The organism is Streptomyces sp. NPDC007875, assembly GCF_042868035.1.
Lineage (GTDB): Bacteria > Actinomycetota > Actinomycetes > Streptomycetales > Streptomycetaceae > Streptomyces > Streptomyces antimycoticus.
Genome location: NZ_JBIADZ010000004.1, coordinates 407,414 through 430,012, shown reverse-complemented (window position 1 = coordinate 430,012; position 22,599 = coordinate 407,414). Strand labels below are relative to the sequence as shown.

Genomic DNA, 22,599 nt, shown 5'->3' with positions numbered 1-22,599 from the left:
ATCACACGTCGAAGTAGAGCTCGAACTCGTGCGGGTGCGGACGCAGCTGCAGCGGGGCGATCTCGTTGGTGCGCTTGTAGTCGATCCAGGTCTCGATCAGGTCGGAGGTGAAGACCCCGCCCTGGAGGAGGAACTCGTGGTCGGCCTCGAGGGAGTCGAGGACGGCCGGGAGGGAGGTCGGGACCTGCGGGACGCCCGCGTGCTCCTCGGGGGCGAGCTCGTAGAGGTCCTTGTCGATCGGCTCGGCAGGCTCGATCTTGTTCTTGATGCCGTCCAGACCCGCGAGGAGCAGGGCGGAGAAGGCCAGGTACGGGTTGCCGGAGGAGTCCGGGGCGCGGAACTCGACGCGCTTGGCCTTCGGGTTGGAGCCGGTGATCGGGATACGCATCGCGGCGGAGCGGTTACGCTGCGAGTACACCAGGTTGACCGGCGCCTCGAAGCCCGGGACCAGGCGGTGGTAGGAGTTCACCGTCGGGTTGGTGAAGGCCAGCAGCGACGGGGCGTGCCGGAGGATGCCGCCGATGTAGTAGCGGGCGGTGTCCGACAGGCCCGCGTAGCCCTGCTCGTCGTAGAAGAGCGGGGAGCCGCCCTGCCACAGCGACTGGTGGACGTGCATGCCCGAGCCGTTGTCACCGAAGATCGGCTTCGGCATGAAGGTCGCGGTCTTGCCGTTCTTCCACGCCACGTTCTTGACGATGTACTTGAACAGCATCAGGTCGTCGGCCGCGGCCAGCAGCGTGTTGAACTTGTAGTTGATCTCGGCCTGACCGGCGGTGCCCACCTCGTGGTGCTGGCGCTCGACCTGGAGCCCGGCCTTGTCCAGCTCGAGGCTGATCTCGGCGCGCAGGTCGGCGAAGTGGTCGACCGGCGGAGTCGGGAAGTAGCCGCCCTTGTAGCGGACCTTGTAGCCACGGTTGTCCTGAAGCGCGCCGGTGTTCCAGGCGCCCGCCTCGGAGTCGATGTGGTAGAAGGACTCGTTCGCCTTGGTCTCGAAGCGCACGCTGTCGAAGACGTAGAACTCCGCCTCCGGGCCGAAGTACGCGGTGTCCGCGATACCGGTGGACGCGAGGTACGCCTCGGCCTTCTTGGCGATGTTCCGCGGGTCACGGCTGTACTGCTCACCCGTGATCGGGTCGTGGATGAAGAAGTTGATGTTGAGGGTCTTGTCCCGGCGGAACGGGTCGACACGCGCCGTGGAGAGGTCCGCGCGCAGGGCCATGTCCGACTCGTGGATGGCCTGGAAGCCGCGGATCGACGAGCCGTCGAAGGCCAGCTCCTCGTTCGGGTCGAACGCCTCCGCCGGTACGGTGAAGTGCTGCATGACGCCGGGAAGGTCGCAGAAGCGGACGTCGACGAACTTGACGTCCTCGTCCGAGATGTACTTCCGAGCGTCGTCGGCGTTCTGGAACATCCAACTCCTCCTAGCCCGGCCGCGGTGGGACGGGGATTTGTCCGGTCGCGCGGTCCATGTGCGGTGGCGCGCTGTCGCCGACCATAGGCAGACGGGATTTCCCGGGCATGACCCATTTGTTTCACCCAGGTTAACCGGCCCGAGGGGGGTTACGGGGACCTCGTGGCCTCGGAAAAGGCACCGAATGGCCTGCCCGGGACCAGCGGGCGGGGGCCAGGCCCGGGGAACGTATGCGGTCGCAGTAACGTAGACGGGTGGACAAGAGGCAAGCAATCGGATCGTGGCTTTCCGGGCCCCGCGCGGCCGCCGAGGACATGGGCGTCGATTTCGGCTACCGGGGCCAGGGGCTCGGGCTCCCCGAGAGCGGACCGGGCGCCATAGCACCGCTGGGACGCCGTTTCGGGGCGCTCTTCATCGACTGGGCCCTGTGTCTGCTCGTCTCCTACGCCCTGCTGTCCGGCCGCGACGCCCAGGCCGCCGGAAACTGGGCGCTGCTGGTCTTCCTGGTGCTGAGCCTGGTCACCGTGGGCACCGTCGGCGCCACCCCCGGCAAGCTGCTGCTGAAGCTGCGGGTCATCGGCGAGGGCGGAGTGCGGCTGAGCCTGCCGAAGGCCGTGCTGCGCAGTGTGCTGGTGGTGCTGGTCATCCCGGCGGTGGTCTGGGACCGCGACACCCGCGGGCTGCACGACCGGCTCTCCCGCGCCGTGCAGATCAGGGTCTGACGCGCCGTGCAGATCAGGGTCTGAGCCCCGGGATCCCACCCGTACGGATTGCGTACAACGGCGTAACACACGAGACGGCGGCCCGGACTCCCTGTCCGGGCCGCCGTCTCGTATCCGTTTCGGTGCGGGGAGCGCTCAGCGCCCCTTCGGCATCCGCATCCCCTTGGGCATCGGCCCCTTCGGGATCGGCATGTTGCTCATCAGGTCGCCCAGTGCGCGCAGGCGGTCGTTGACCACCGTGACCTGTGCGCCCGGCAGCACCCGCGGAAGCTTCAGCAGCGTGGTGCGGAGCTTCTTGATCTCGACCTGGCCCTCGCCGGAGCCCACGATCACATCGTGGACCGGAACCTCCGCGACGATGCGCGCCATCTTCTTCTTCTCGGCGGCCAGCATGCCCTTGAGCCGGTTCGGGTTGCCCTCGGCGACCAGTACGACGCCCGCCTTGCCCACCGCGCGGTGGATGACGTCCTGGTTGCGGTTCATCGCCACCGCGGGGGTCACCGACCAGCCGCGGCCCACGTTCTCCAGCACCGCGGCGGCCGCGCCCGGCTGGCCCTCCATCTGTCCGAAGGCGGCCCGCTCGGCACGGCGGCCGAAAATGATCGCCATCGCGAGGAACGCCAGGACGAAGCCCAGGATGCCAGCGAAGATCGGGTGGCCGATCAGGAAGCCGATCGCGAGAAGGACACCGAAGGTGACAATCCCCACGCCGGCGACGACAAGAGTGACCTTCGGGTCGACCCGCTTGGTCATCTTGTAGGTCAGGGCGATCTGCTTCAGCCGCCCGGGGTTCTCGGATGTTTCCTTCCTCGCCATACAGCGAAGTTTACGTGGCCTGGGAGGCGCTGGTGGACACGGCCTCCAGCACGTGTTCGGCCTCGTCCCGGTCCTTGGCCCGACGGCGGTCCTCGAGCACGGCCGTCCAGGCGTTGCGGCGGGCGGTGCGCTGCCCGCCCCGCAGCAGCAGACCCTCCAGGACGAGGAGCGCGTCGGTGACGGACGGGCGTACGGGCGCAGCCGGCATGGATACCCCTCGGAAGCGGCGGATGATCGCTACGCACAACGTATAAGCAGTGCGTGGCTCAATCGTTACCCAATGGTGTTACCAGTGCGTGACTGGCCGGTCAAACACCGATGAAGCCCTGCTGCGACCCGTATTCCGCCCTTGACCTGCGGCGTTCTCAAAGGCTTCGGATACGTGTGTGCTCGCAATCACACAGCGTGTTGCTCACACGGCCGATCGGAGCACGGTACGTGACAGAGGGTGACTCAGACCGCCGGGGAGGCAGCGGCGACATTGCGCCGCTCGATGGCCTGCTGGTACAGACGACCGGCCCGGTACGAGGAGCGGACCAGCGGGCCGGACATGACGCCCGCGTAGCCGATCTCCTCGGCCTCCTCCTTGAGCTCCACGAACTCCTGGGGCTTGACCCAGCGCTCCACCGGATGGTGCCGGGCGGACGGCCGCAGGTACTGGGTGATGGTGATCAGCTCACAGCCCGCGTCATGGAGGTCCTGCAGCGCCTGGCTGATCTCCTCGCGCTCCTCGCCCATGCCCAGGATCAGGTTGGACTTGGTGACCAGACCTGCCTCGCGCGCCTTGGTGATCACCTCGAGCGAGCGCTCGTAGCGGAAGCCGGGGCGGATGCGCTTGAAGATCCGCGGCACCGTCTCGACGTTGTGCGCGAGCACCTCGGGACGGGACGAGAAGACCTCGGCGAGCTGCTCGGGGACCGCGTTGAAGTCCGGGATCAGCAGCTCCACACCGGTGTCCGGCATCAGGGAGTGGATCTGGCGGACGGTCTCCGCGTAGAGCCACGCGCCGCCGTCCTCCAGATCGTCACGGGCCACACCGGTGATGGTCGCGTACTTCAGCTCCATCGTGCGTACGGATTCGGCCACCCGGCGCGGCTCGTCGCGGTCCAGCTCCTGCGGCTTGCCGGTGTCGATCTGGCAGAAGTCGCAGCGCCGGGTGCACTGGTCGCCGCCGATGAGGAACGTCGCCTCGCGGTCCTCCCAGCACTCATAGATGTTCGGACAGCCCGCCTCCTGGCACACGGTGTGCAGGCCCTCGCGCTTCACCAGGCCGTGCAGTTCGGTGTACTCGGGGCCCATTTTCGCCCGGGTCTTGATCCACTCGGGCTTGCGCTCGATGGGGGTCTGGCTGTTCCGGACCTCCAGGCGCAGCATCTTGCGTCCGTCGGGTGCGACTGCGGACACGTCCGGCACTCCTCTTTGCTTGGCTCTGCTTGGCGGCTCGGCGTGGCGAGTTTGCCGGCGGGCTTTCGAATCGTCGGCGGTCACCAGAGTACGCCCGTGGTTCGTACGCATTTACGTCCAGGGCAACCGATAGGGGCGAGGACGCATTCCCGGACGGGCCGGACCCGGAAGGGCCGCAATGCCGGAGCGCCGGACCCGGAAGGGCCCGGCCGGTGGGCCCCGGCGGGTGGGGCCCGGCCCGGGAGGGTCAGACCGCCCGCGGCAGCGGGACGGAGGACTCCAGGACGTCCCGCAGATGCCGCTCGACGACCGGCAGCACCTCGGAGATCGGCACATCCCGGCCCAGCTCCTCCGAGAGCGAGGTCACACCCGCGTCCCGGATACCGCACGGCACGATCCGGTCGAACCAGGTGTTGTCCGGATTGCAGTTGAGCGAGAAGCCGTGCATCGTCACGCCCTTGGCGATCCGCACCCCGATGGCGGCCAGCTTGCGGTCCTCACGGCGCTGTCCGGCGTTGGACGGGGCGTACTCCGGGCCGTTCAGCCGTGCGTCGAACTCCTCGTCCTCCAGCCGCGGGTCGAAGTCCAGCTTCAGTCCGCCGAGCGCGGGGCGCTGGTCCACCGGGTCGCCCAGCACCCACACCCCGCTGCGGCCCTCCACCCGGGTCGTCTCCACGCCGAACTCCGCGCAGGTGCGCAGCAGCGCCTCCTCCAGGCGGCGGACATGCGCGATGACGTCCACCGGGCGCGGCAGCTTGAGGATCGGATAGCCGACCAGCTGACCCGGGCCATGCCAGGTGATCTTGCCGCCGCGGTCCACGTCCACCACCGGGGTGCCGTCCAGGGGGCGCTCGCTGTCGGCCGTGCGCCGGCCCGCCGTGTAGACCGGGGGGTGCTCCAGCAGCAGGCAGGTGTCGGGGATCTCGTCCGCGAAGCGGGCGGCGTGCACCCGGCGCTGCTCCTGCCACGCCTCCTCGTAGTCCACGGCGTCCGCGCCGAAGCCCAGGTGGACGTAGCGCAGCGCCGGTGAACCGGGGACCGACCCCGGCGAAGCAGTGGTCACGGCGGTCACGGCAAGCTCCTTCTCGGCCCACGTGCGATTGGGGGCGGAGCCTCGCGGCGGCGCCCCCGCCACTGTACGACCGTGTCCCCTTACGTCCTCACCCGGCCCGTTCTCACACGATCGGATGAATGCCGCCCGACGGCCGCGATCAGCCCTCGAGCGACGGTTACATTCGCGCCGTTCCACAGAGCGATCAGGGAGACCGGCAAGCTGATGACGGAACGACCCCCGCAGCGCATTCCCAATCGTCAGCTCGCCGCGCTCATCGCCGAGGCTGGCTTCTCCAACGCTGGGCTCGCCCGGCGGGTGGACCAGCTAGGGCTGGAGCACGGTCTGGACTTGCGGTACGACAAGACATCGGTGACGCGGTGGCTGCGCGGACAGCAGCCACGCGGCACCACCCCGGCGCTGATCGCCGAGGTGTTCACCCGGCGGTTAGGGCGTCGGCTGACCGCCCAGGACCTGGGCCTGGACGCCTGTGCGCCCGTCTACGCGGGGCTGGAGTTCGCCGCCACCCCGCAGGAGGCGGTGGACATCGTCAGCGGGCTGTGGCGGAAGGACTCCGGAAGCCATGCGGAGTTGCGGAAGATCGCCTTCACCCCGGCGGGGCTGGTCGTCCCCAGCCGCGACTGGCTGATCGGGCGGCCCGACGACAGGGTGGCGCGCGGTGAGCCACCGACGGGCGGCGTCCCGGCGGGGGCGGCCGTGGGAGCCGGGACGGGGCCCGGGGCCGGTACCGGGGCGGGGGCCGCGGCCGCGCGGCTGCCCGCGCAGGGCGGCCGGGCGGGTGGCCCGGCCGGGGCGGCCGGGGTGGCACCGGGGCGTGCGGCCATCCAGGGCGCGCACAGTGCCCATGGCGCCCATGGCGCCCATGGCGCCCACGGCGCTCACGGCGCTCACGGCGCTCACGGCGCCCATGGTGCTCACGGCGCCCAAGGTCGGGCGCCGCTGCCCCGCCAGCGTCGGCACGACCGCGACCGGCGCGCACCGGGCTACCGGGTGACCTCCGGCGACATCGCGGCCCTGCGCTCGGTCGGCGAGCTGTTCGCGGCGCTGGACCAGACGTACGGCGGCGGCCACGCCCGCCAGGCCCTGGTGCGCTATCTCGAGCACGAGGGCGAGCCGATGCTGCGCGGCTCGTACAACGAGGCGACCGGGCGGCGGCTGTTCGGCGCGGTCGCCGATCTGACCCGGCTGGCCGGATGGACCTCGTTCGACATCGCCGCCCACGGTCTGGCGCAGCGCTACTTCGTCCAGGCGCTACGGCTGGCACAGGCGGCCGGGGACCGCACCTACGGCAGCTATGTGCTGGTGACGATGAGCCGCCAGGCCGTCTATCTCGGCCATGGGCGGGAGGCCGTGCAGCTGGCCCGGGTGGCCCAGCAGGGGGTCGGCGGCGGCGCCCCGCCGGTGCTGCAGTCGCTGCTGCACGCGATCGAGGCGCGCGGCCACGGCGTCCTGGGCGAGGTGCGTGCGTGCACCGCCTCGCTCGCCCGCGCCGAGCGGGCGCTGGAGACGGCCCGGCCGGGGGACGAAGTGCCGTACTGGGCGAGGCTCTTCGACGAGGCGCAGCTGGCCGACGAGTTCGGCCACTGCCACCGCGATCTGCAGCAGTACCGGGCCGCCGCCCAGCACGCGGAACGCTCCCTGCAACTGCACGGCGCCGGGTTCGCGCGCAGTCGGTTGTTCTGCCGGGTGGTGCTGGCGAGCGCGCGGCTGGGCCTCGGCGAGCTGGAACAGGCGTGCCAGCTGGCGGCGGAGGCGGCGCAGCAGGCTTCGGAGATGCGGTCGGTGCGGGCGGTGGAGTACGTACGGGACTTCGAGCGCCGCCTGGAGCCCTACCGGGACGCGGCCCCGGCCCGGGGCTACCGGGAGCGGGTGGCGGCGCTGGGGTAGCGGCGGGGGTGCGCGGGGTGTGGGGCGCGGGGGCGGGACGGTGACTGATCAGGCGGCGGGGGCGCGGGGCGCAGGGCGGGAGGGTGGCTGATCAGGCGCGGGCGCGGGGCGGGGTGGTCGCTGATCAGGCGGCGGGGCGCGCGTACGGTGCCCCGGGGCGGGTGTGGTCAGGTGTCCAGGAGGGGTGCCTGGGGCGGACGGGGCAGGCGTCCAGGACGGTGCCCGGGCCGGACGGGGCCAGACGCCCAGGACCGGTGCCCGGGGCGGACGCGGTTACGTCCACGACGGGTGTGCCCAGGGCCGGGCGCGGTCAGGACTGGATGTGGTCGTGGTCAGGGCACCGGGTGGGGTGGGTCAGGCGTCCACGACGACGCCGAAGGTGCGCTCCAGGCCGGTGCGGCCCGCGTCGGTCGGGTGGATCACGCGGCGGCGGCTGCCACGGCGGATCCAGTCCAGCGCGAACAGCCGGTCCGTCAGAGCGGCCCCCAGCGCCCCGGCCAGATGGTGGCGCTGCTCGGTCCAGTCCACGCAGTAGCGAATCAGCGGGCGGCGCGTGGGAAGCCCGTCCGCGTCCACGCCGAACGCCGCCAGCTCCGCGCGCCCCGGGTCCGTCAGCCGGTACGTGGCGTCGTTGCCGGGGGCGGAGAGCCGGTCGCTCTCCGTCGCCTCGGGGTGGAAGCGTCCGTCGCCGCCCTCCAGGACCCCGCGGTCCAGCAGTGCCGCCATCAGAGCCACTCCGAGGGCGCCCGCGACATGGTCGTAGCAGGTACGCGCCCGGCGCAGGGCGTGTGCGTGGGTGCTCTGGCGCAGCGAGGTGACCGGCAGCGGCGGGGCGATCCGGGCCAGCGCCTCGAGGGCCTCGCCGACGGCGGGGCCGGTCAGCCGGTAGTAGCGGTGCCGCCCGTGCGGCTCGACCCGCACCACCCCGGCCTCCAGCAACTTGGCCAGATGCCCGCTCACCGTGGAGGCGCTGACCCCGGCCTCGGTGGCCAGCACGCTCGCGGGCAGGGCGCGACCCTCCAACAGCGCCTGCAGAACGCGGGCGCGAGACGGATCGGCGATCGCGGCGGCCGCGCGGGCGATGTCGGCGTCACGGGCATCCGTGGTGGTGGCCATGCGTCCAGCGTACGTCGGGGTCGCTTCGGCAGCGGACGAAGTGTGCGCGGGCGCCCGTGCCAACCTTCGGCGGTACGGCCCGCAGCGCGTGCCTTGCGGTGTGTCCCGCGGGCGGGGCTGGGGGCCGGGGGCCGGGGCCGCGCGATGTGGCCCCCGCTTCGCCCGTCCTGGGCGTGCCGCGCCTCAGCCTGCGTGCGTTGGCCTGTGCGCCTTGCCGCCGCGCGCTTGGGCTGGATGCCTGGCCCTGTGAATCTGCGCCTGCGGCCGTGCTCTGGCGTGCCGGTGTTTCGGGCTCGGCAGGCCGGGGCGCGGGGCCAGAGGCCGGGGGCCGCGCGATGTGGGTCCGTGCCCTCCGCCCGCGCCCGGCGTGCTGCGCCCCGTTCCCTGTGCGCCCTACGCGCGCCGCGCCTCGGCCCGGCTGCCTTGCAGTGCGTGCTTGGGGCGGGATGCTCCGCCATATGAGGCTCCGGCCGCAGGCCATGTGCTCCGGTGGTGCAGGAGCTTCGGGTCGGGGCTGGGTCCGTGCGATGTGGTCTGTGGCCCCGATTCCCTGCGCGCGTCACGCCTCGGCCCGGGCGCGCCTTGCGCCGCGTGCTTCGGGCCGGGGGCGTCCGATGCGGTTCGCTTCGGGCCGGGGGCGTCCGCTGCGGTTCGTGGCCCCCGTTCCGCGCGCTCCTGGGCGCGCCATGCTTCGGTCTGTGCCGAAGGGATCAGGGGCGAGGGTGGAGGCATGAGGACGTACCGCTCCACGCATCGGACCTCGGAAACCTCGGCTCCGCCCGTGGCGGCCGCCGTGCGGCGGGTGCCGTTGCTGGCCATCTGCCTCGGGTACTTCCTGGTCATCCTCGACGTCACCGTCGTCAATGTGGCCGTGCCCCGCATCGGCTCCGGGCTGGCGGCCGGGCAGGGGACGCTGCAGTGGATCGTGGACGGGTACACGCTGGTCTTCGCCGGGTTGCTGCTGTTCTGTGGCGGGCTGGGGGACCGGCTGGGCCACCGGCGGGTGTTCCTCGCCGGGCTCGGGCTGTTCACGGTGGCCTCCGCCGGGTGCGCGCTCGCGCCGACCGCCGCCGTTCTGGTCGGCGCGCGGCTGGCGCAGGGGGCCGGGGCGGCGACCATGGTGCCCGCCTCGCTCGCGCTGCTCGGGGCGCTGCACCCCGAACCGGCCGCGCGCGCCAGGGCGTTCGGGGTGTGGGGCGGCATCGCGGGGGTCGCCGCCGCGGCCGGTCCGGTGCTCGGCGGGGTGCTGGTGTGGGGCGTGGGCTGGCGGACCGTGTTCCTCGTCAACGTCCCCCTGGGCGTGCTCGCCGTCTGGCTCACCATCCGTCATGTGCCCGCCACGCGTCCGCGCGGGGAGCGTCCGCCGCTGGATCTCGCCGCCCAGCTCACCGGCGTCGTCGCGGTGGCCGCCCTCACGGCCGGGCTGAACGAGGCGGGAGGGCGCGGCTGGACCGATCCGCTGGTGCTCGGCGCCCTGGCGGCCGCGCCGCTCGCGGGGGCGCTGTTCCTGTGGCTGGAGCGGCGCGCGGCGGCGCCCGCGCTGCCGCCGCGGCTGCTGACCGGTTTCCGCTTCCCGGCCGCCCTGGCCGTGGGGGTACTGCTCAACCTCGGCTTCTACGGGCTGCTCTACCTCACCACCCTCTACTTCCAGCGCCACCGGGGCTGGGACCCGCTCTCCACCGGTCTGGCGCTGCTGCCGATGGGCGCGCTGGTAGCGGTCGCCTCACCGCTGTCCGGGCGGGTCGCGGCGCGCGTCGGGACCCATGTCCCGGCCGTATCGGGGCTGTTGACCGGGGCGGTGGGGCTGCTCGGCTGGGCGGCGGTGGGGCCGCATACGCCGTATGCGCTGATGGTCGTGCCGCTGTTGCTGGTCGGGTTCGGTACCTCGTTCACCATGCCGTCGGCGACGATCGCGGCGATGGAGGCCGCGCCGCACGAGGTGCGCGGCGCGGCGTCGGGTGCGTTCAACGCGGCGCGGCAGCTGGGCAGCGCCATCGGCGTGGCGCTGTTCGGGACGCTCGCCGCGGCGTCCGCGAGCTCCGCCTTCTACGCCGGGATGCGGCTGTCCGCCGTGATCGCGGCCGGATGCTTCCTGGGAGGCGCGCTGCTGGCGGCGGTCTCGGGGCCCGCCGCCCGCGCGGCGCCCAACCCCTCTGCCACCGAGGCCACTTGACGCGTACGTCATGGGCGCGGTCGTCGAGGCGCGGGCCGTCGAGCGGCACGCGCTCGTCAGCGCCGCGCCGTGGGAGAGACGGACCCGGCCCCAGGTCGTGCGGTAGCCGCGGTGGTGGGTGCCGGTTGTCCCGGGCCGCCATCCGTACGGGGTCCGAGCCCCGGCGAGCACCACAGGATGTCCTGGGTCAGGTCGTCGTGGCGGCTGGTGCCCGTTGCCGCGGGCCGCGAGTCGGGTGACCGGACCTGAGCCTCAGCCGCCCTGCCCCGACGCGCATGCCGCCGCTCAGGCCGCCGCCGCGGGGAAGGGTCCGGTGCCCGTGTTGCCGGCGTTCGCGTCGGATCCGGCGTCCGGTGGGGCGCCGAAGTCGCTGAGGACCGCTCGGGCGGCCCGGCGGCCGGAGGCCAGGGCGCCCTGGACCGTGCTGGAGTCCCGGTGGTCGCCGCAGACGTACAGGCCCGACAACAGCCGCACCGGGCGGCGTGGGTCGTGCGGGGCGGGCATGGCCGGGACCGCGTACGGGTCGTGGTGTGCGGCCAGCAGTTCCCAGCCCGCGGTCGACGTGCCGTACACCGCCGCCAGTTGGGCCCTGACGGTCCGGTCGAGCTCGTTGGCCGGCAGCGCGGCGGAGACGCCCAGCACCGTGGAGGTGATCAGCACCCGGCCGGGCGGGGTGCGGGAGGGGTCGACCTCACTGGCCACCATGGTGTGGGCGACCGGGCCCCGGCCGCCCGCGGCGAGTATCAGCGCGGGCTCGCGCAGCGGCGGCCGGTCGGCGGTGTGGTGCATCACGGTCACCGGATGGAACGCCGGTACCCGCAGCCCGGGCAGGAGTTCGGCCGCGTCATGCGCACCGGTGGCCACCAGCACCGCACGGCAGCCGATCTCGCCGTGTTCGGCGGTGGCGACGGCGGTGGTGGAGGCCGATACGGCCCGGACGCCCGTACGGACCGTCCCCGGCGGCAGCGCGGCCGCGAGCAGCTCGGGGACGGTGGACGCGCCGCCCGCCGGAAGGCAGAGGCGGCCGCGTGCGTAGCCGCGCAGCGCGAGGTCGGCGCAGCGGCTGGAGGTGGTGAGGTCCGGGTCGCTCAGCAGCGAGACGAGCAGCGGACGCAGCACCCCCTCGACCGTACGAGCAGGTAGGCCCCGCCCCCCCAGGGTCTCGGAGACCGGCCGGTCGGGGCGGGCGAGCAGGTGGTCCGCGGGCAGGGCGGCGAGCCTGCCGAGCGCGGCACCGAGTCGGGCCTGGTCGAGCCCGCTGCCGAGCGGCGCGCGGGCGGCGTTGGCGAGGGCGCGTGCCGTGGTGAATGCGCCCCTCATGCTCCGGGGGGTGTCCACCCGGTGCGTACGCCCCTCGTTGTGGACCAGCACTCCCTGGGCGAAGGGGCGCAGGGCGAGGGCGCCGAGCCCCGGAGTGCGCCGCAACTCCGGGAAGGAGGTGTTCATCAAGTGACCGGTACGGTCCAGCCGGAAGCCGTCGACGGTGTCGGTCGTCATCCGTCCGCCCACGTGGGGCGCGGCCTCGAGCACCGTGACCGCCACTCCCGCGTCGGTCAGCCGATGAGCCGCGGCCAGCCCCGCGAGCCCGGCGCCGACGATGACGACGTCCGTGCGGTGCGCGCGCTTGAGCACGTGTCCTCCCCGAGGTCGGTGCGTCCGTCACGGGGGCTGCTGCCCCGGCCGGCGGCCCGGATACGTGGGTCCCGCGTGACGGCTCGCGAGACGGTCTTGACAGTACGGACAAAAACGGCCGATGCCAGACGCGCATCGACCGGGCACGGGCGCACACCGGTCGCACACGTCATCGAGTGATGCGCGACCGGGGGAGTGCGAGGGGCGCCAAGGGGGCGCCACCCCTCCTACGGCAGCGCCGCCTTGATGGCCTCGTCCACATGCGGGTGGGTGAAGGTGAAGCCGGAGTCCAGGAGGCGGCGGGGGATGGCCCGGACGCTGCCGAGGACGTCGCCGGACATCTCGCCCAGGGCGATCCGCAGCGCGGGTGCGGGGACCGTGAAGAGCGTGGGGCGGTGCAGCACGCGGCCCATCGCCGCCGTGATCTCGCGGTTGGTGACCGGCGTCGGCGCGGTGAGGTTGACCGGGCCGGTGAGCTCGGGCGTGTCGAGGATGTGGCGCAGCGCGGCGATATGGTCCCGCAGCGAGATAAAGCTCCAGTACTGTCGGCCGCTGCCCATCCGCCCGCCGAGGCCCAGCTTGAACAACGGGAAGAGCCGCCCCCACGCCCCGCCCTCGGAGGAGATCACCAGCCCGGTCCGGGCGAAGACCGTACGGACGCCCGCCTCTTGCGCCGCGGCCGCCGCCTCCTCCCAGTCCTGGCAGAGATCCGGAAGAAAACCGTGGCCGGGGGGCGCACTCTCATCGACCGCGCGCTCCCCGGTGTCACCGTAGAACCCGACCGCGCTTCCGCTCACCAGTACCCGCGGCGGGGTGTCCATCGAGGCGATCGCCTCGGCGAGAGCGGCGGTGCCCAGCACCCGGCTGTCCCGGATCTCCTTCTTGTACGCGTCGGTCCAGCGCCGGTCGCCGACGCCGGCGCCCGCGAGATGGACCACGGCCTCACAGCCCATCAGCCCCTTTGTGTCCACCCGCTCCCGCCGCGGGTCCCACTCCACCTCGTCCTGCGCACGCGGCGGACGCCGCACCAGGCGCACCACCTGGTGGCCGTCCTCGTGCAACGAGCGGACGAGTGCCGTGCCGATGAGCCCTGAGGAGCCGGTGACCGCGATACGCATGGCCCCCATCCTGCCCTCGATCACGGGAGGGATGTCGGACCACAGGCGGGCGTGGCACAGTGACTCGCATGTCCCAGCCTTCCGGCCCGCCCCAGCCCTCCGGCTTGTCCCAGCCTTCGGGCCCGCCCCAGCCCTCCGGCTTGCCCCAGCCTTCGGGCCCGCCTCAGCCTTCCGGCTTGCCTCAGGCGTCCGGCCGACCTCAGGCGTCCCGGCAGCCCGAGCTGATCACCCGCCCCGCCGTGATCGACGACGAGACGGCGCTGGCCGAGCTGGACCGCCGCACCTGGTCGGTGCTGCATTCCGTACAGCCGGAGCCGCAGCCGCCGTACGACCCCTTCTTCACCCAGCACAACCGCGTCGAGCACATCCTCGTGGCCGAACTCGGCGGACGCCCCGTCGGCTACATACGGCTCGTGCCGTCGACCCCGCTGGCCTGCAACGCGCATGTCCGCCAGATCCAGGGGCTCGCGGTGGACGAGCAGACGCGGGGCAAGGGCGTGGCGCGGGCGCTGCTCGGCGCCGCGTACGAGGAGGCACGGCGGCAGGGCGCGACCCGCATCACGCTGCGGGTACTGGGCCACAACACCCCGGCACGGCGGCTGTACGCGTCGGAGGGGTTCGCGGTGGAAGGCGTGCTGCCGGGGGAGTTCCTGCTGGCTGGGGAGTACGTGGACGATGTGCTGATGGGGCGCTCGCTGGACCGCTGAGACGTTGCTCAAGTGATGCCGGGGGCGCTGCTGGGGCGCCGCGGAGCGTCGGCGTCAGCCCTTGAAGCGCTCCCACAGCCGGGGATACCGCTCCGCCAGCACCGCCTCGCTCTCGAAGTCGAGGGGCTCCCCGATCGGTTCCCGGGGCGCGGGGGAGAGCCCCAGCTCGGGCAGGGGCGCCCCGGTCAGCCGCTCGTACGCCTCGTCCGCCGCGTACCCCAGGTCCTCGCAGTCGCCGTCCACCTCCTCATCGAAGTCCTCGAGCAGCTCGGCGAGCGCGTCCGGATCGTGCAGCGCGCCCTCGAAGATCTCCCGGCCCTGGCCGATCAGCCAGAAGCGGAACGCCTCGAAGGCGTCGTCGCTGACCCCGCCGAGCAGCACCCAGGCGGCGCCCCACACGTCCCAGCGGTACGCCCGGTTGGAGCGGGCCTCGAAGTGCCGGGCGAAGTCCAGCACCGCGTCGGGGTCGAGTTGTGACAGCTGGTCGACGAGCAGGTCGGACTGGTCCTCGGGGTCGCCGTCCGCGGCCTCCCGAGCGCTGTCGACCAGCCTCCAGAACTCCGTTTCGTCCATCATCACGGGACCTCGTCCATCATCACGGGACCAGGATCGGCCCTCCCACGCACCCCCGCACGCGGAACACGCCGGATGCGGCCGCCTCGGCATACCCGACAGCAGGTGTCGGATTTCCCTGCGAAGGTCGCCCTGGGTCGACCGGATCAACCCGGGTTGAACGAGGTCACCCACACGGCATCCCCACCGAGAGGACATATGGACGTGAACACACAGGGCGCACTGGCGGGCAGGGTCGCGCTCGTCGCGGGGGCGACGCGCGGCGCGGGCCGGGCGATGGCCGTCGAGCTGGGGGCGGCCGGGGCCACCGTCTACGCGACGGGGCGCACCACACGGGAGAGCATCAGCGAGGTGGGGCGGGCCACGGAGACCATCGAGGAGACGGCGGAGCTGATCACGGCCGCGGGCGGCACCGGCATCGCGGTGCCGACCGACCATCTGGAGCCCGAGCAGGTCCGGGCGCTGGTGGAGCGGATCGACCGGGAGCAGGGCCGGCTGGACGTCCTGGTCAACGACGTATGGGGCGGTGAGGCGCTGATCGAGTTCGGCAAGAAGAGCTGGGAGACGAATCTCGCGGGCGGGCTGAGGATGCTCCGGCTCGGCGTCGAGACCCACCTCATCACCAGCTACTACGCGCTGCCGCTGCTGATCCGGCACCCGGGCGGGCTGGTGGTCGAGGTGACCGACGGCAACGAGGAGTTCAACAAGACCTACCGCGAGAACCTCTTCTACGACCTCGCCAAGAACGCCCCGATCCGCACGGCCTTCGGGCTCGCGGAGGAGCTGAAGGAGTTCGACGGCACGGCGGTGAGCATCTCGCCGGGCTTTCTGCGCTCCGAGCAGATGCTGGACCACTTCGGGGTGACGGAGGAGAACTGGCGCGACGCGGTGGAGAAGGAACCGCACTTCGCCATCGCCGAGTCGCCGTACTTCGTCGGGCGGGCGGTCGCCGCGCTCGCCGCCGACCCGGACCGGGCGCGGTGGAACGGGAAGTCCGTCTTCAGCGGGGAGCTGGCCAAGGTCTACGGCTTCACCGATCGGGACGGCTCCCGGCCGGATGCCCTCGGCTACTTCCGGGACGTCGTCTTCGGCGGCAAGGCGGGCAGGGCCGCCGACTACCGGTAGAGCGCGGAGCCTTGCCGGGGCCGGGCCCGGCGCTCACCGGTACAACTCCGCCGTGCGGCGCGCCGCCTCGGCGAAGAGCGCCCGCAGCTCCGGCGGCCCCAGCACCTCCGCCTCCGGGCCGAGCCCGAGCAACTGGGAGAGGGCGACCTCGTACGACTCGACGGGCAGGGTGACGGTGACCCGCCCCTGCCCGTCGGGCTCCCCGGCCTCGCGTACGGCCTCCTCGGCCGCCGTCCGGTCCGTGACATGCGGCAGCCCCCGGGCACCGGCCGGGGTCAGCCGTACGACGGCCTTCTCCCGCAGGATCGAGCGGGCGAACTGATCGGCCCGCTCTCCCCAGAAGCCGGGCAGGTCGAAGTCCTCGTCCCGGGTGAAGTGGGTGCCGTCCGGTTCGACGGCCGTGAAGCGGTCCACCCGGTACACCCGGAAGCCGCCCTCCGCGCGGGCCGCGAGATACCAGACGCCCGCCTTGAGCACGAGCCCGTACGGTTCGAGCTCCCGCCGGACCTCCGCGTCCCGGCGCCGGTAGCCGACGGTGATCCGCAGATCGTCCCAGACCGCGTCGGCGATCCTCGGCAGCAGCTCCGGCGCCTCCGGCTCCCGCCACCAGCCCGGGGCGTCGAGATGGAACCGCTGGGCCACCGTGTGCGAGGCGTCCCGCAGCTCCGGGAGCAGCGCGGCGGACACCTTCAGCCGGGCCGCGGAGGCGGCGTCCGCGAGCCCCATCTCGCGCAGCGCGGAGGGGACGCCGGACAGGAACAGCGCCTCGGCCTCGGTCCGCCCGAGGCCGGTCAGCCGGGTGCGGTAGCCGCCGATGAGCCGGTAGCCCCCGGCCCGGCCCCGGTCCGCGTAGACCGGGATCCCCGCCTCGGAGAGCGCGGCGGCGTCCCGGGTCACGGTGCGCTCGGAGACCTCCAGCTCCCGCGCCAGCTCGGCCCCCGTGATCGAGGGCCGAGCCTGGAGCAGAAGCACCATCTTGATGAGCCGGGCAGCACGCACGTCCTCATGATGCCGTGTCCTTTGGGCGGGCGGCGGATCATGCCGGGCTCGCGGCCGAAGCGCGCCCGGCCGCTCCGGGGGCGGGGCTCGGGTCTTGCGCGCGGCCCGTCGGCCGGATGCCGCCCGGCAGCGGCGGCTCGGAGGCGGGGCGTCGCGCCCCCGGGCCCCGGCGGGGCTCCGCCGCTGGACCCCGCTCCGCAAACGCCGGAGGGGCCGGCTGGTGTTTACCAGGGGCTCCGCCCCTGGACCCCGGGGGCGACGAGCCGACCGTCGCCGCCGTGAACGCCCGCACCGGCGGACTGATCGCGGTCGGCACGCCGGCGCGGCTGACCGGGCGGGCGTCCGCGCACTTCCGGGTTGTCCGGCTGGGGTCTGGGGTGGAGCCCCACCATGCGGCGGAGCCGCATATCGATGCTGAGGGAAGGGGCGGGGAGGAGAGCGGGCCCGCCGCAGGCGTCACCATCCGTCGGACACTCCTGGCGCGCCGGCGCGTAAGAGCAACGGCCGGGCGCGCGCCGGGGGGCCGGGGCCGCGGCCCCGGCCCCCCGGCGGTGTGCCTCAGATGCCGTACCGCTCCGCGGCCTCCTTGGGCGCGGTGGTCCGTACTACGCCCTGCCGGGCCAGCCGGGAGAGCGCGGCCACCACGATGGCCGGGGCGTCCACGCCGAAGTGGCGGCGGGCGGCCTCGCGGGTGTCGGAGAGGCCGAAGCCGTCCGTGCCCAGCGAGTACCAGTCCTGCTCGACCCACTGGCTGATCTGGTCGGGGACCGCGCGCATCCAGTCGCTGACGGCGAGGACCGGGCCCGGTGCGCCTGCCAGGGCACGGGTGACGTACGGGACCCGGTCTTCGCCACTGAGCTGCGCCGCGTCACAGGACAGGGCGTCACGGCGCAGCTCGCTCCAGGAGGTGGCGGACCACACGTCGGCGGCCACGCCCCAGTCGTCGGCGAGGAGTTTCTGGGCCTCCAACGCCCAGTGGATGGCGGTGCCGGAGGCGAGGAGCTGGATACGGGGGGAGTCCTCGGCCGGGGCCGTGGCCTCCTGGTAGCGGTACAGGCCCTTGAGGATGCCCTCCTCGACGCCTTCGCCCTTAGGCATCGGCGGCTGGACCTTGGTCTCGTTGTAGACGGTCAGGTAGTAGAAGACGTCCTCAGCCTCGGGGCCGTACATCCGCCGCAGACCCTCCCGCACGATCACGCCGATCTCGTACGCGAACGCCGGGTCGTAGGCGAGCGCCGCCGGGTTGGTGGAGGCGATCAGCGGGGAGTGGCCGTCGGCGTGCTGCAGGCCCTCGCCGGTCATCGTCGTACGGCCGGCGGTGGCGCCGATGAGGAAGCCGCGGCCGAGCTGGTCGGCGAGCGCCCACATCTGGTCGGCGGTGCGCTGCCAGCCGAACATCGAGTAGAAGATGTAGAAGGGGATCATCGGCTCGCCGTGGGTCGCGTACGACGTCGCGGCGGCGGTGAAGTCGGCCATCGAACCGGCCTCGGTGATCCCCTCGTTGAGGATCTGACCGTTCTGCGCTTCCTTGTAGTACAGGAGCTGATCGCGGTCGACCGGGTCGTAGGTCTGGCCGAGCGGGGAGTAGATCCCGGCGGTGGGGAAGAGCGACTCCATGCCGAAGGTCCGCGCCTCGTCCGGCACGATCGGCACCCAGCGCCGCCCGGTCTCCTTGTCCCGCATCAGGTCCTTGACCAGCCGGACGAAGGCCATGGTGGTGGCGATCTCCTGGCTGCCGGAGCCCTTGGCGAGCGCCTCGAACGGCTTCGCGGACGGCTCGGGCAGGGCCACCGCGTGGACCTTGCGGGCCGGGGCGGGGCCGCCGAGGGCCGCGCGGCGCTCCTGGAGGTAGCGGACCTCGGGGGAGTCGGGGCCGGGGTGGACGTAGGGGACGAGGCCGTCGTCCAGCTTGCTGTCCGGGATGGGAAGTTCGAGGAGGTCCCGCATGGCGCGGAACTCCTTGCCGGTCAGCTTCTTCATCTGGTGGTTGGCGTTGCGCGACTCGAAGCCGGGGCCCAGCGTCCAGCCCTTGACGGTCTGGGCGAGCACCACGGTCGGGGCGCCCTTGTGCTCCACCGCCGCGCGGTAGGCCGCGTACACCTTGCGCGGCTCATGGCCCGCGCGCGAGGTGTGGAAACACTCGGTGAGCTTGGCATCCGTGAGCCCCTGGGCCAGCCGGGCCAGCTCCGGCTCGGCGCCGAAGAAGTGCTCGCGGATGTAGGCCGCGTCGCGGGTCGCGTACGTCTGGAACTGACCGTCCGGGACCTCGCGCAGCCGGCGGACCAGCGCACCCGAGGTGTCCAGCGCGAACAGCTCGTCCCAGGCGGAGCCCCACAGCGACTTGACGACGTTCCAGCCCGCCGCGCGGAACTGGGCCTCCAGCTCCTGCACGATCTTGAAGTTGGCGCGCACCGGGCCGTCGAGCCGCTGCAGATTGCAGTTGATGACGAAGGTGAGGTTGTCCAGGCCCTCGCGCCCGGCCAGCGCCAGCGCGGCCGTCGACTCCGGCTCGTCCATCTCGCCGTCGCCGAGGAAGGCCCAGACGTGGGAGTTCGCGGTGTCCTTGATGCCGCGCGCCGCCAGATAGCGGTTGAAGCGGGCCTGGTAGATCGCGGAGATCGGGCCGATCCCCATCGAGACGGTGGGGAACTCCCACAGCGACGGCATCCGCCGCGGATGCGGATAGGACGGCAGACCCTCACCACCCGCCTCGCGGCGGAAGTGGTCCAGGTGGCGCTCGGTCAGCCGCCCGTCGAGGAAGGCGCGGGCGTAGATGCCGGGGGAGGCGTGGCCCTGGATGTAGAGCTGGTCGCCGGAGCCGTCCGCCTCCTTGCCGCGGAAGAAGTGCTGGAAGCCCGTCTCGTAGAGCCAGGCGGCGGAGGCGAAGGTGGCGATGTGACCGCCGAGGCCGTCACGGCTGCCGCGGGTGACCATCGCCGCCGCGTTCCACCGGTTCCAGGCGGTGATGCGGCTCTCCATGGCCTCGTCACCCGGGAACGCGGGCTCGGCGGCGGTCGGGATGGTGTTGACGTAGTCCGACTCCAGCAGGGGCGGCAGGGCGAGCCCGGTGCTCTCGGCGCGCTCCAGGGTGCGGCGCATGAGATACGAGGCGCGGTGTGACCCGGCCGCCTGCGCGACGGCGTCCAGGGAGGCGCCCCATTCGGCGGTCTCCTCGGGGTCACGGTCGGGAAGCTGGTCGAGCGCACTCGGCCGCGTGCGTGCGAGATCGGTCATGAAACCGACTGTAAGTCTGATCGATGATCGATCAAAGGTCTGCCAAGGAAAAAGTGCTCCACAAGCCGAAATTGGCATTCCGTGCCGCGAAACTAGGCACGCGGTGCACAGCCGAGGACATGTTCCTTGACCAGTTCGCCGACCCTCGGGTCCTGCCGCTTGAAGGCGTCCACCACCGCCTGGTGCTCCTCGGCGTACGACTCCTGGACGGTGCCGAGCCAGCGGATCGACAGCGTCGTCCAGATCTCGATGCCCAGCGACTCCCAGGTGTGCAGCAGCACGCTGTTGCCCGACGCCCGCACCAGCTCCCGGTGGAACGCCACGGTGTGCCGGACCTGCGCCTCGGCGTCGGCCTTACGGTCCGCCTCGTACAGCCCCCGCACCTCGGGCTCCAGGGCGGAGGTGTCCTCGGCCAGCACGGGCGCGGCCAGCTCCGCCGCGATCTGCTCCAGCCCGGCCCGTACCGGATAGATCTCCTCCAGGTCGGAGGCGGTCAGATTCCGCACCCGGACGCCCTTGTTGGGAACCGACTCGATCAGCCGCAGCGACTCCAGCTCCCGCAGCGCCTCCCGTACGGGTGTCTGGCTGACCTCCAGCTCCGTGGCGATCCTGCGCTCCACGATCCGCTCGCCCGGCTTCCAGCGGCCGCTGACGATGCCCTCCACGATGTGCTCGCGGATCTGCTCGCGCAGCGAGTGGACGACGGGCGCGGCCATGGGGAGCTCCTTAGAACCAGCGGTGAACAGTAGCCATTATCCCGGTACTGCGGTAACGAAAACCGCGCCCCGCACGGAAACCCGTGCGGGGCGCGGCACTGCCTCAGAGGGATCCTCGGAGGGCTCAGAGACCGAGGTCCACCTCGAACTCACCGGTCTCCAGGATCTCCTTGACGGCCGTCAGGTAGCGGGCCGCGTCGGCACCGTCCACCAGGCGGTGGTCGTAGGAGAGCGCCACGTACGTCATGTTGCGCACCGCGATGGTCTCGCCCAGCTCCGGGTGGTCGATGACCACCGGGCGCTTGACGGTCGCGCCGATGCCCAGGATGGCGACCTGGTTCGGGGGCACGATGATCGTGTCGAACAGCGCGCCGCGCGAGCCGGTGTTGCTGATCGTGAAGGTGGCGCCGGACACCTCGTCCGGGGTGATCTTGTTGGAGCGGACCTTGCCCGCCAGCTCCGCCGTCTTCTTGGCGATACCGGCGATGTTGAGGTCGCCCGCGTTCTTGATGACCGGGGTCATCAGGCCCTTCTCGGCGTCCACCGCGATACCGACGTTCTCCACGTCGAAGTACGTGATGGTGCCGTCGTCGTTGATCCGGGCGTTGACGGCCGGGTGGGCCTTCAGCGCCTGGACGGCGGCCTTCACGAAGAACGGCATCGGCGAGAGCTTGACGCCCTCGCGCTGCGCGAACGCGTCCTTGGCCTGCGCGCGCAGCCGCATGACCTTGGTGACATCCACCTCGACCACGCTGGTCAGCTGCGCCTGCTCGTGCAGGGCCTTCATCATGTTGTCGCCGATGACCTTGCGCATCCGCGGCATCTTGATGGTCTGGCCACGCAGCGGGGACGCCGCCTGCGGGGCGGCCTTCGGCGCGGCGGCGGCCGGGGCGGCCTGAGCCTGGGCGGCGGCCTTGGCGGCCTCGGCGGCGGCGATGACGTCCTGCTTGCGGATGCGGCCGCCGACGCCGGTGCCCTTGACGGTGGACAGGTCCACGTTGTTCTCGGCGGCCAGCTTGCGCACCAGCGGGGTGACGTACGCGCCCTCGGCCTCGGGGGCCGCGGGAGCGGGGATCGACGGGGCTGCCGCGGCCGGGGCCGGGGCGGGCGCCGGAGCGGCCGGGGCCGGCTCGGGGGCGACCGGCTCCGGGGTGACGGCCTGCGGCGCGGGGGCGCTCGGGGCCTGCGGGGCCGGGGCGGGCGCCGGGGCCTCCTGGACCGGCTCGGGGGCCGGGGCGGCCGGGGCGGGGGCGGCGGCCGGAGCGGCGGCCCCCTGACTGGCCGTACCGATCACGGCCAGCTTGGCGCCGACCTCGGCGGTCTCGTCCTCGCCGACCAGGATCTCCAGCAGGGTGCCCGCGACCGGGGCCGGGATCTCGGTGTCGACCTTGTCGGTGGAGACCTCGAGCAGCGGCTCATCGGCCTCGACGGACTCGCCGACCTCCTTGAGCCAGCGGGTCACGGTGCCCTCGGTCACCGACTCGCCCAGCGCGGGCAGGACCACATCGGTGCCCTCGGCGCCACCGGCCGGAGCGGCGGCGGCAGGGGCGGGGGCAGGTGCCTCGGCGGCGGGCGCCGGGGCGGGCTCGGGCTGAGCCGCCGGAGCGGGCTCGGCCGCGGGGGCGGGGGCCTCGGCCGGGGCCGCGCCGCCGTCGTCGATAACGGCCAGCTCGGCGCCGACCTCGACCGTCTCGTCCTCGGCCACCTTGATGGACGTCAGCACACCGGCCGAAGGGGCCGGGATCTCGGTGTCGACCTTGTCGGTCGACACCTCGAGCAGGGGCTCGTCGGCCTCGACGCGCTCACCTTCGGCCTTGAGCCAGCGGGTGACGGTGCCCTCGGTCACGCTCTCGCCGAGCGCCGGCAGGGTTACGGAAACCGCCATGGTGTTCGG

The 22,599-nt window shown here is 72.7% G+C and carries 18 protein-coding genes; 5 read left to right on the top strand and 13 right to left on the bottom strand.

Translation table 11 applies throughout. The annotated features are described in order from the left end of the window. Position 1: 1 nt before the first annotated feature. Positions 2–1,411: a type I glutamate--ammonia ligase gene (gene glnA, locus ACFYOY_RS11270; protein WP_351899325.1), complete on the bottom strand. Its 1,410-nt coding sequence runs from the start codon at positions 1,409–1,411 to the stop codon at positions 2–4. Positions 1,412–1,665: 254 nt separating this feature from the next. Between glnA and ACFYOY_RS11265 the strand changes: the two genes are divergently transcribed. Then, positions 1,666–2,133: an RDD family protein gene (locus ACFYOY_RS11265; protein WP_078641008.1), complete on the top strand. Its 468-nt coding sequence runs from the start codon at positions 1,666–1,668 to the stop codon at positions 2,131–2,133. A 135-nt stretch (positions 2,134–2,268) separates the two neighbouring features. Here ACFYOY_RS11265 and ACFYOY_RS11260 read toward each other — a convergent pair whose 3' ends face one another. The 4 genes from ACFYOY_RS11260 to lipB form a co-directional block, all read right to left on the bottom strand. Continuing rightward, positions 2,269–2,949: a DUF4191 domain-containing protein gene (locus ACFYOY_RS11260; RefSeq protein ID WP_078641007.1), complete on the bottom strand. Its 681-nt coding sequence runs from the start codon at positions 2,947–2,949 to the stop codon at positions 2,269–2,271. Positions 2,950–2,959: 10 nt separating this feature from the next. Beyond that, positions 2,960–3,157 (bottom strand): hypothetical protein, encoded by a 198-nt coding sequence (locus tag ACFYOY_RS11255; RefSeq protein WP_216343983.1) that lies wholly within the window; start codon positions 3,155–3,157, stop codon positions 2,960–2,962. 245 nt (positions 3,158–3,402) lie between these two features. After that, positions 3,403–4,353 carry a lipoyl synthase gene (lipA, locus tag ACFYOY_RS11250; RefSeq protein ID WP_161561581.1) on the bottom strand — a complete coding sequence of 317 codons (951 nt, stop codon included), beginning with the start codon at positions 4,351–4,353 and terminating at the stop codon, positions 3,403–3,405. Positions 4,354–4,600: 247 nt separating this feature from the next. After that, positions 4,601–5,425 (bottom strand): lipoyl(octanoyl) transferase LipB, encoded by an 825-nt coding sequence (gene lipB, locus ACFYOY_RS11245; protein WP_351899347.1) that lies wholly within the window; start codon positions 5,423–5,425, stop codon positions 4,601–4,603. 204 nt (positions 5,426–5,629) lie between these two features. Between lipB and ACFYOY_RS11240 the strand changes: the two genes are divergently transcribed. Next, positions 5,630–7,312 (top strand): regulator, encoded by a 1,683-nt coding sequence (locus ACFYOY_RS11240; protein ID WP_388586149.1) that lies wholly within the window; start codon positions 5,630–5,632, stop codon positions 7,310–7,312. Between the two features lie 354 nt (positions 7,313–7,666). On the opposite strand, the gene ACFYOY_RS11235 is transcribed toward ACFYOY_RS11240, so the two are convergent. Next, the gene (locus tag ACFYOY_RS11235) at positions 7,667–8,428 is read right to left on the bottom strand and encodes a helix-turn-helix domain-containing protein (protein WP_351899359.1); all 762 of its coding nucleotides are present in this window, start codon (positions 8,426–8,428) and stop codon (positions 7,667–7,669) included. 730 nt (positions 8,429–9,158) lie between these two features. Here ACFYOY_RS11235 and ACFYOY_RS11230 point away from each other — a divergent pair. Beyond that, the gene (locus tag ACFYOY_RS11230) at positions 9,159–10,601 is read left to right on the top strand and encodes an MFS transporter (RefSeq protein WP_351899362.1); all 1,443 of its coding nucleotides are present in this window, start codon (positions 9,159–9,161) and stop codon (positions 10,599–10,601) included. A gap of 285 nt (positions 10,602–10,886) precedes the next feature. On the opposite strand, the gene ACFYOY_RS11225 is transcribed toward ACFYOY_RS11230, so the two are convergent. Both ACFYOY_RS11225 and ACFYOY_RS11220 read right to left on the bottom strand, forming a co-directional pair. Then, positions 10,887–12,233 (bottom strand): NAD(P)/FAD-dependent oxidoreductase, encoded by a 1,347-nt coding sequence (locus ACFYOY_RS11225; protein WP_351899367.1) that lies wholly within the window; start codon positions 12,231–12,233, stop codon positions 10,887–10,889. A gap of 227 nt (positions 12,234–12,460) precedes the next feature. Continuing rightward, positions 12,461–13,360: a TIGR01777 family oxidoreductase gene (locus ACFYOY_RS11220; RefSeq protein WP_351899373.1), complete on the bottom strand. Its 900-nt coding sequence runs from the start codon at positions 13,358–13,360 to the stop codon at positions 12,461–12,463. A gap of 167 nt (positions 13,361–13,527) precedes the next feature. Here ACFYOY_RS11220 and ACFYOY_RS11215 point away from each other — a divergent pair, with 167 nt between their 5' ends. Beyond that, on the top strand, positions 13,528–14,058 hold the full coding sequence (locus ACFYOY_RS11215) for a GNAT family N-acetyltransferase (RefSeq protein WP_388586145.1): 531 nt from the start codon (positions 13,528–13,530) through the stop codon (positions 14,056–14,058). Positions 14,059–14,112: 54 nt separating this feature from the next. On the opposite strand, the gene ACFYOY_RS11210 is transcribed toward ACFYOY_RS11215, so the two are convergent. Next, the gene (locus ACFYOY_RS11210; protein ID WP_351899384.1) at positions 14,113–14,634 is read right to left on the bottom strand and encodes a DUF4240 domain-containing protein; all 522 of its coding nucleotides are present in this window, start codon (positions 14,632–14,634) and stop codon (positions 14,113–14,115) included. 195 nt (positions 14,635–14,829) lie between these two features. Between ACFYOY_RS11210 and ACFYOY_RS11205 the strand changes: the two genes are divergently transcribed. Further along, positions 14,830–15,756: an SDR family oxidoreductase gene (locus ACFYOY_RS11205; protein WP_388586142.1), complete on the top strand. Its 927-nt coding sequence runs from the start codon at positions 14,830–14,832 to the stop codon at positions 15,754–15,756. Between the two features lie 33 nt (positions 15,757–15,789). Here ACFYOY_RS11205 and ACFYOY_RS11200 read toward each other — a convergent pair whose 3' ends face one another. The 4 genes from ACFYOY_RS11200 to sucB all read right to left on the bottom strand — a co-directional run bounded on the left by ACFYOY_RS11200 (position 15,790) and on the right by sucB (position 22,590). Then, a complete protein-coding gene (locus tag ACFYOY_RS11200; protein ID WP_351899395.1) occupies positions 15,790–16,755 on the bottom strand; it encodes a YafY family protein in 966 nt (321 codons plus the stop codon). A 558-nt stretch (positions 16,756–17,313) separates the two neighbouring features. Further along, a complete protein-coding gene (gene aceE / locus ACFYOY_RS11195; protein ID WP_351905243.1) occupies positions 17,314–19,989 on the bottom strand; it encodes a pyruvate dehydrogenase (acetyl-transferring), homodimeric type in 2,676 nt (891 codons plus the stop codon). A gap of 92 nt (positions 19,990–20,081) precedes the next feature. Continuing rightward, a complete protein-coding gene (locus ACFYOY_RS11190; protein ID WP_351905246.1) occupies positions 20,082–20,705 on the bottom strand; it encodes a GntR family transcriptional regulator in 624 nt (207 codons plus the stop codon). A 124-nt stretch (positions 20,706–20,829) separates the two neighbouring features. Continuing rightward, on the bottom strand, positions 20,830–22,590 hold the full coding sequence (gene sucB, locus ACFYOY_RS11185) for a 2-oxoglutarate dehydrogenase, E2 component, dihydrolipoamide succinyltransferase (RefSeq protein WP_351905249.1): 1,761 nt from the start codon (positions 22,588–22,590) through the stop codon (positions 20,830–20,832). Between the last annotated feature and the right edge of the window lie 9 nt (positions 22,591–22,599).

Bases quoted from the DNA above. Each gene is read 5' to 3' on its own strand.
- glnA (WP_351899325.1), bottom strand. From the start codon at position 1,411: ATGTTCCAGAACGCCGACGACGCTCGGAAGTACATCTCGGACGAGGAC.
- ACFYOY_RS11210 (WP_351899384.1), bottom strand. From the start codon at position 14,634: ATGATGGACGAAACGGAGTTCTGGAGGCTGGTCGACAGCGCTCGGGAG.
- ACFYOY_RS11240 (WP_388586149.1), top strand. From the start codon at position 5,630: ATGACGGAACGACCCCCGCAGCGCATTCCCAATCGTCAGCTCGCCGCG.
- sucB (WP_351905249.1), bottom strand. From the start codon at position 22,590: ATGGCGGTTTCCGTAACCCTGCCGGCGCTCGGCGAGAGCGTGACCGAG.
- ACFYOY_RS11260 (WP_078641007.1), bottom strand. From the start codon at position 2,949: ATGGCGAGGAAGGAAACATCCGAGAACCCCGGGCGGCTGAAGCAGATC.
- ACFYOY_RS11255 (WP_216343983.1), bottom strand. From the start codon at position 3,157: ATGCCGGCTGCGCCCGTACGCCCGTCCGTCACCGACGCGCTCCTCGTC.
- ACFYOY_RS11235 (WP_351899359.1), bottom strand. From the start codon at position 8,428: ATGGCCACCACCACGGATGCCCGTGACGCCGACATCGCCCGCGCGGCC.
- ACFYOY_RS11230 (WP_351899362.1), top strand. From the start codon at position 9,159: ATGAGGACGTACCGCTCCACGCATCGGACCTCGGAAACCTCGGCTCCG.
- ACFYOY_RS11220 (WP_351899373.1), bottom strand. From the start codon at position 13,360: ATGGGGGCCATGCGTATCGCGGTCACCGGCTCCTCAGGGCTCATCGGC.
- aceE (WP_351905243.1), bottom strand. From the start codon at position 19,989: ATGACCGATCTCGCACGCACGCGGCCGAGTGCGCTCGACCAGCTTCCC.
- ACFYOY_RS11190 (WP_351905246.1), bottom strand. From the start codon at position 20,705: ATGGCCGCGCCCGTCGTCCACTCGCTGCGCGAGCAGATCCGCGAGCAC.
- ACFYOY_RS11205 (WP_388586142.1), top strand. From the start codon at position 14,830: ATGGACGTGAACACACAGGGCGCACTGGCGGGCAGGGTCGCGCTCGTC.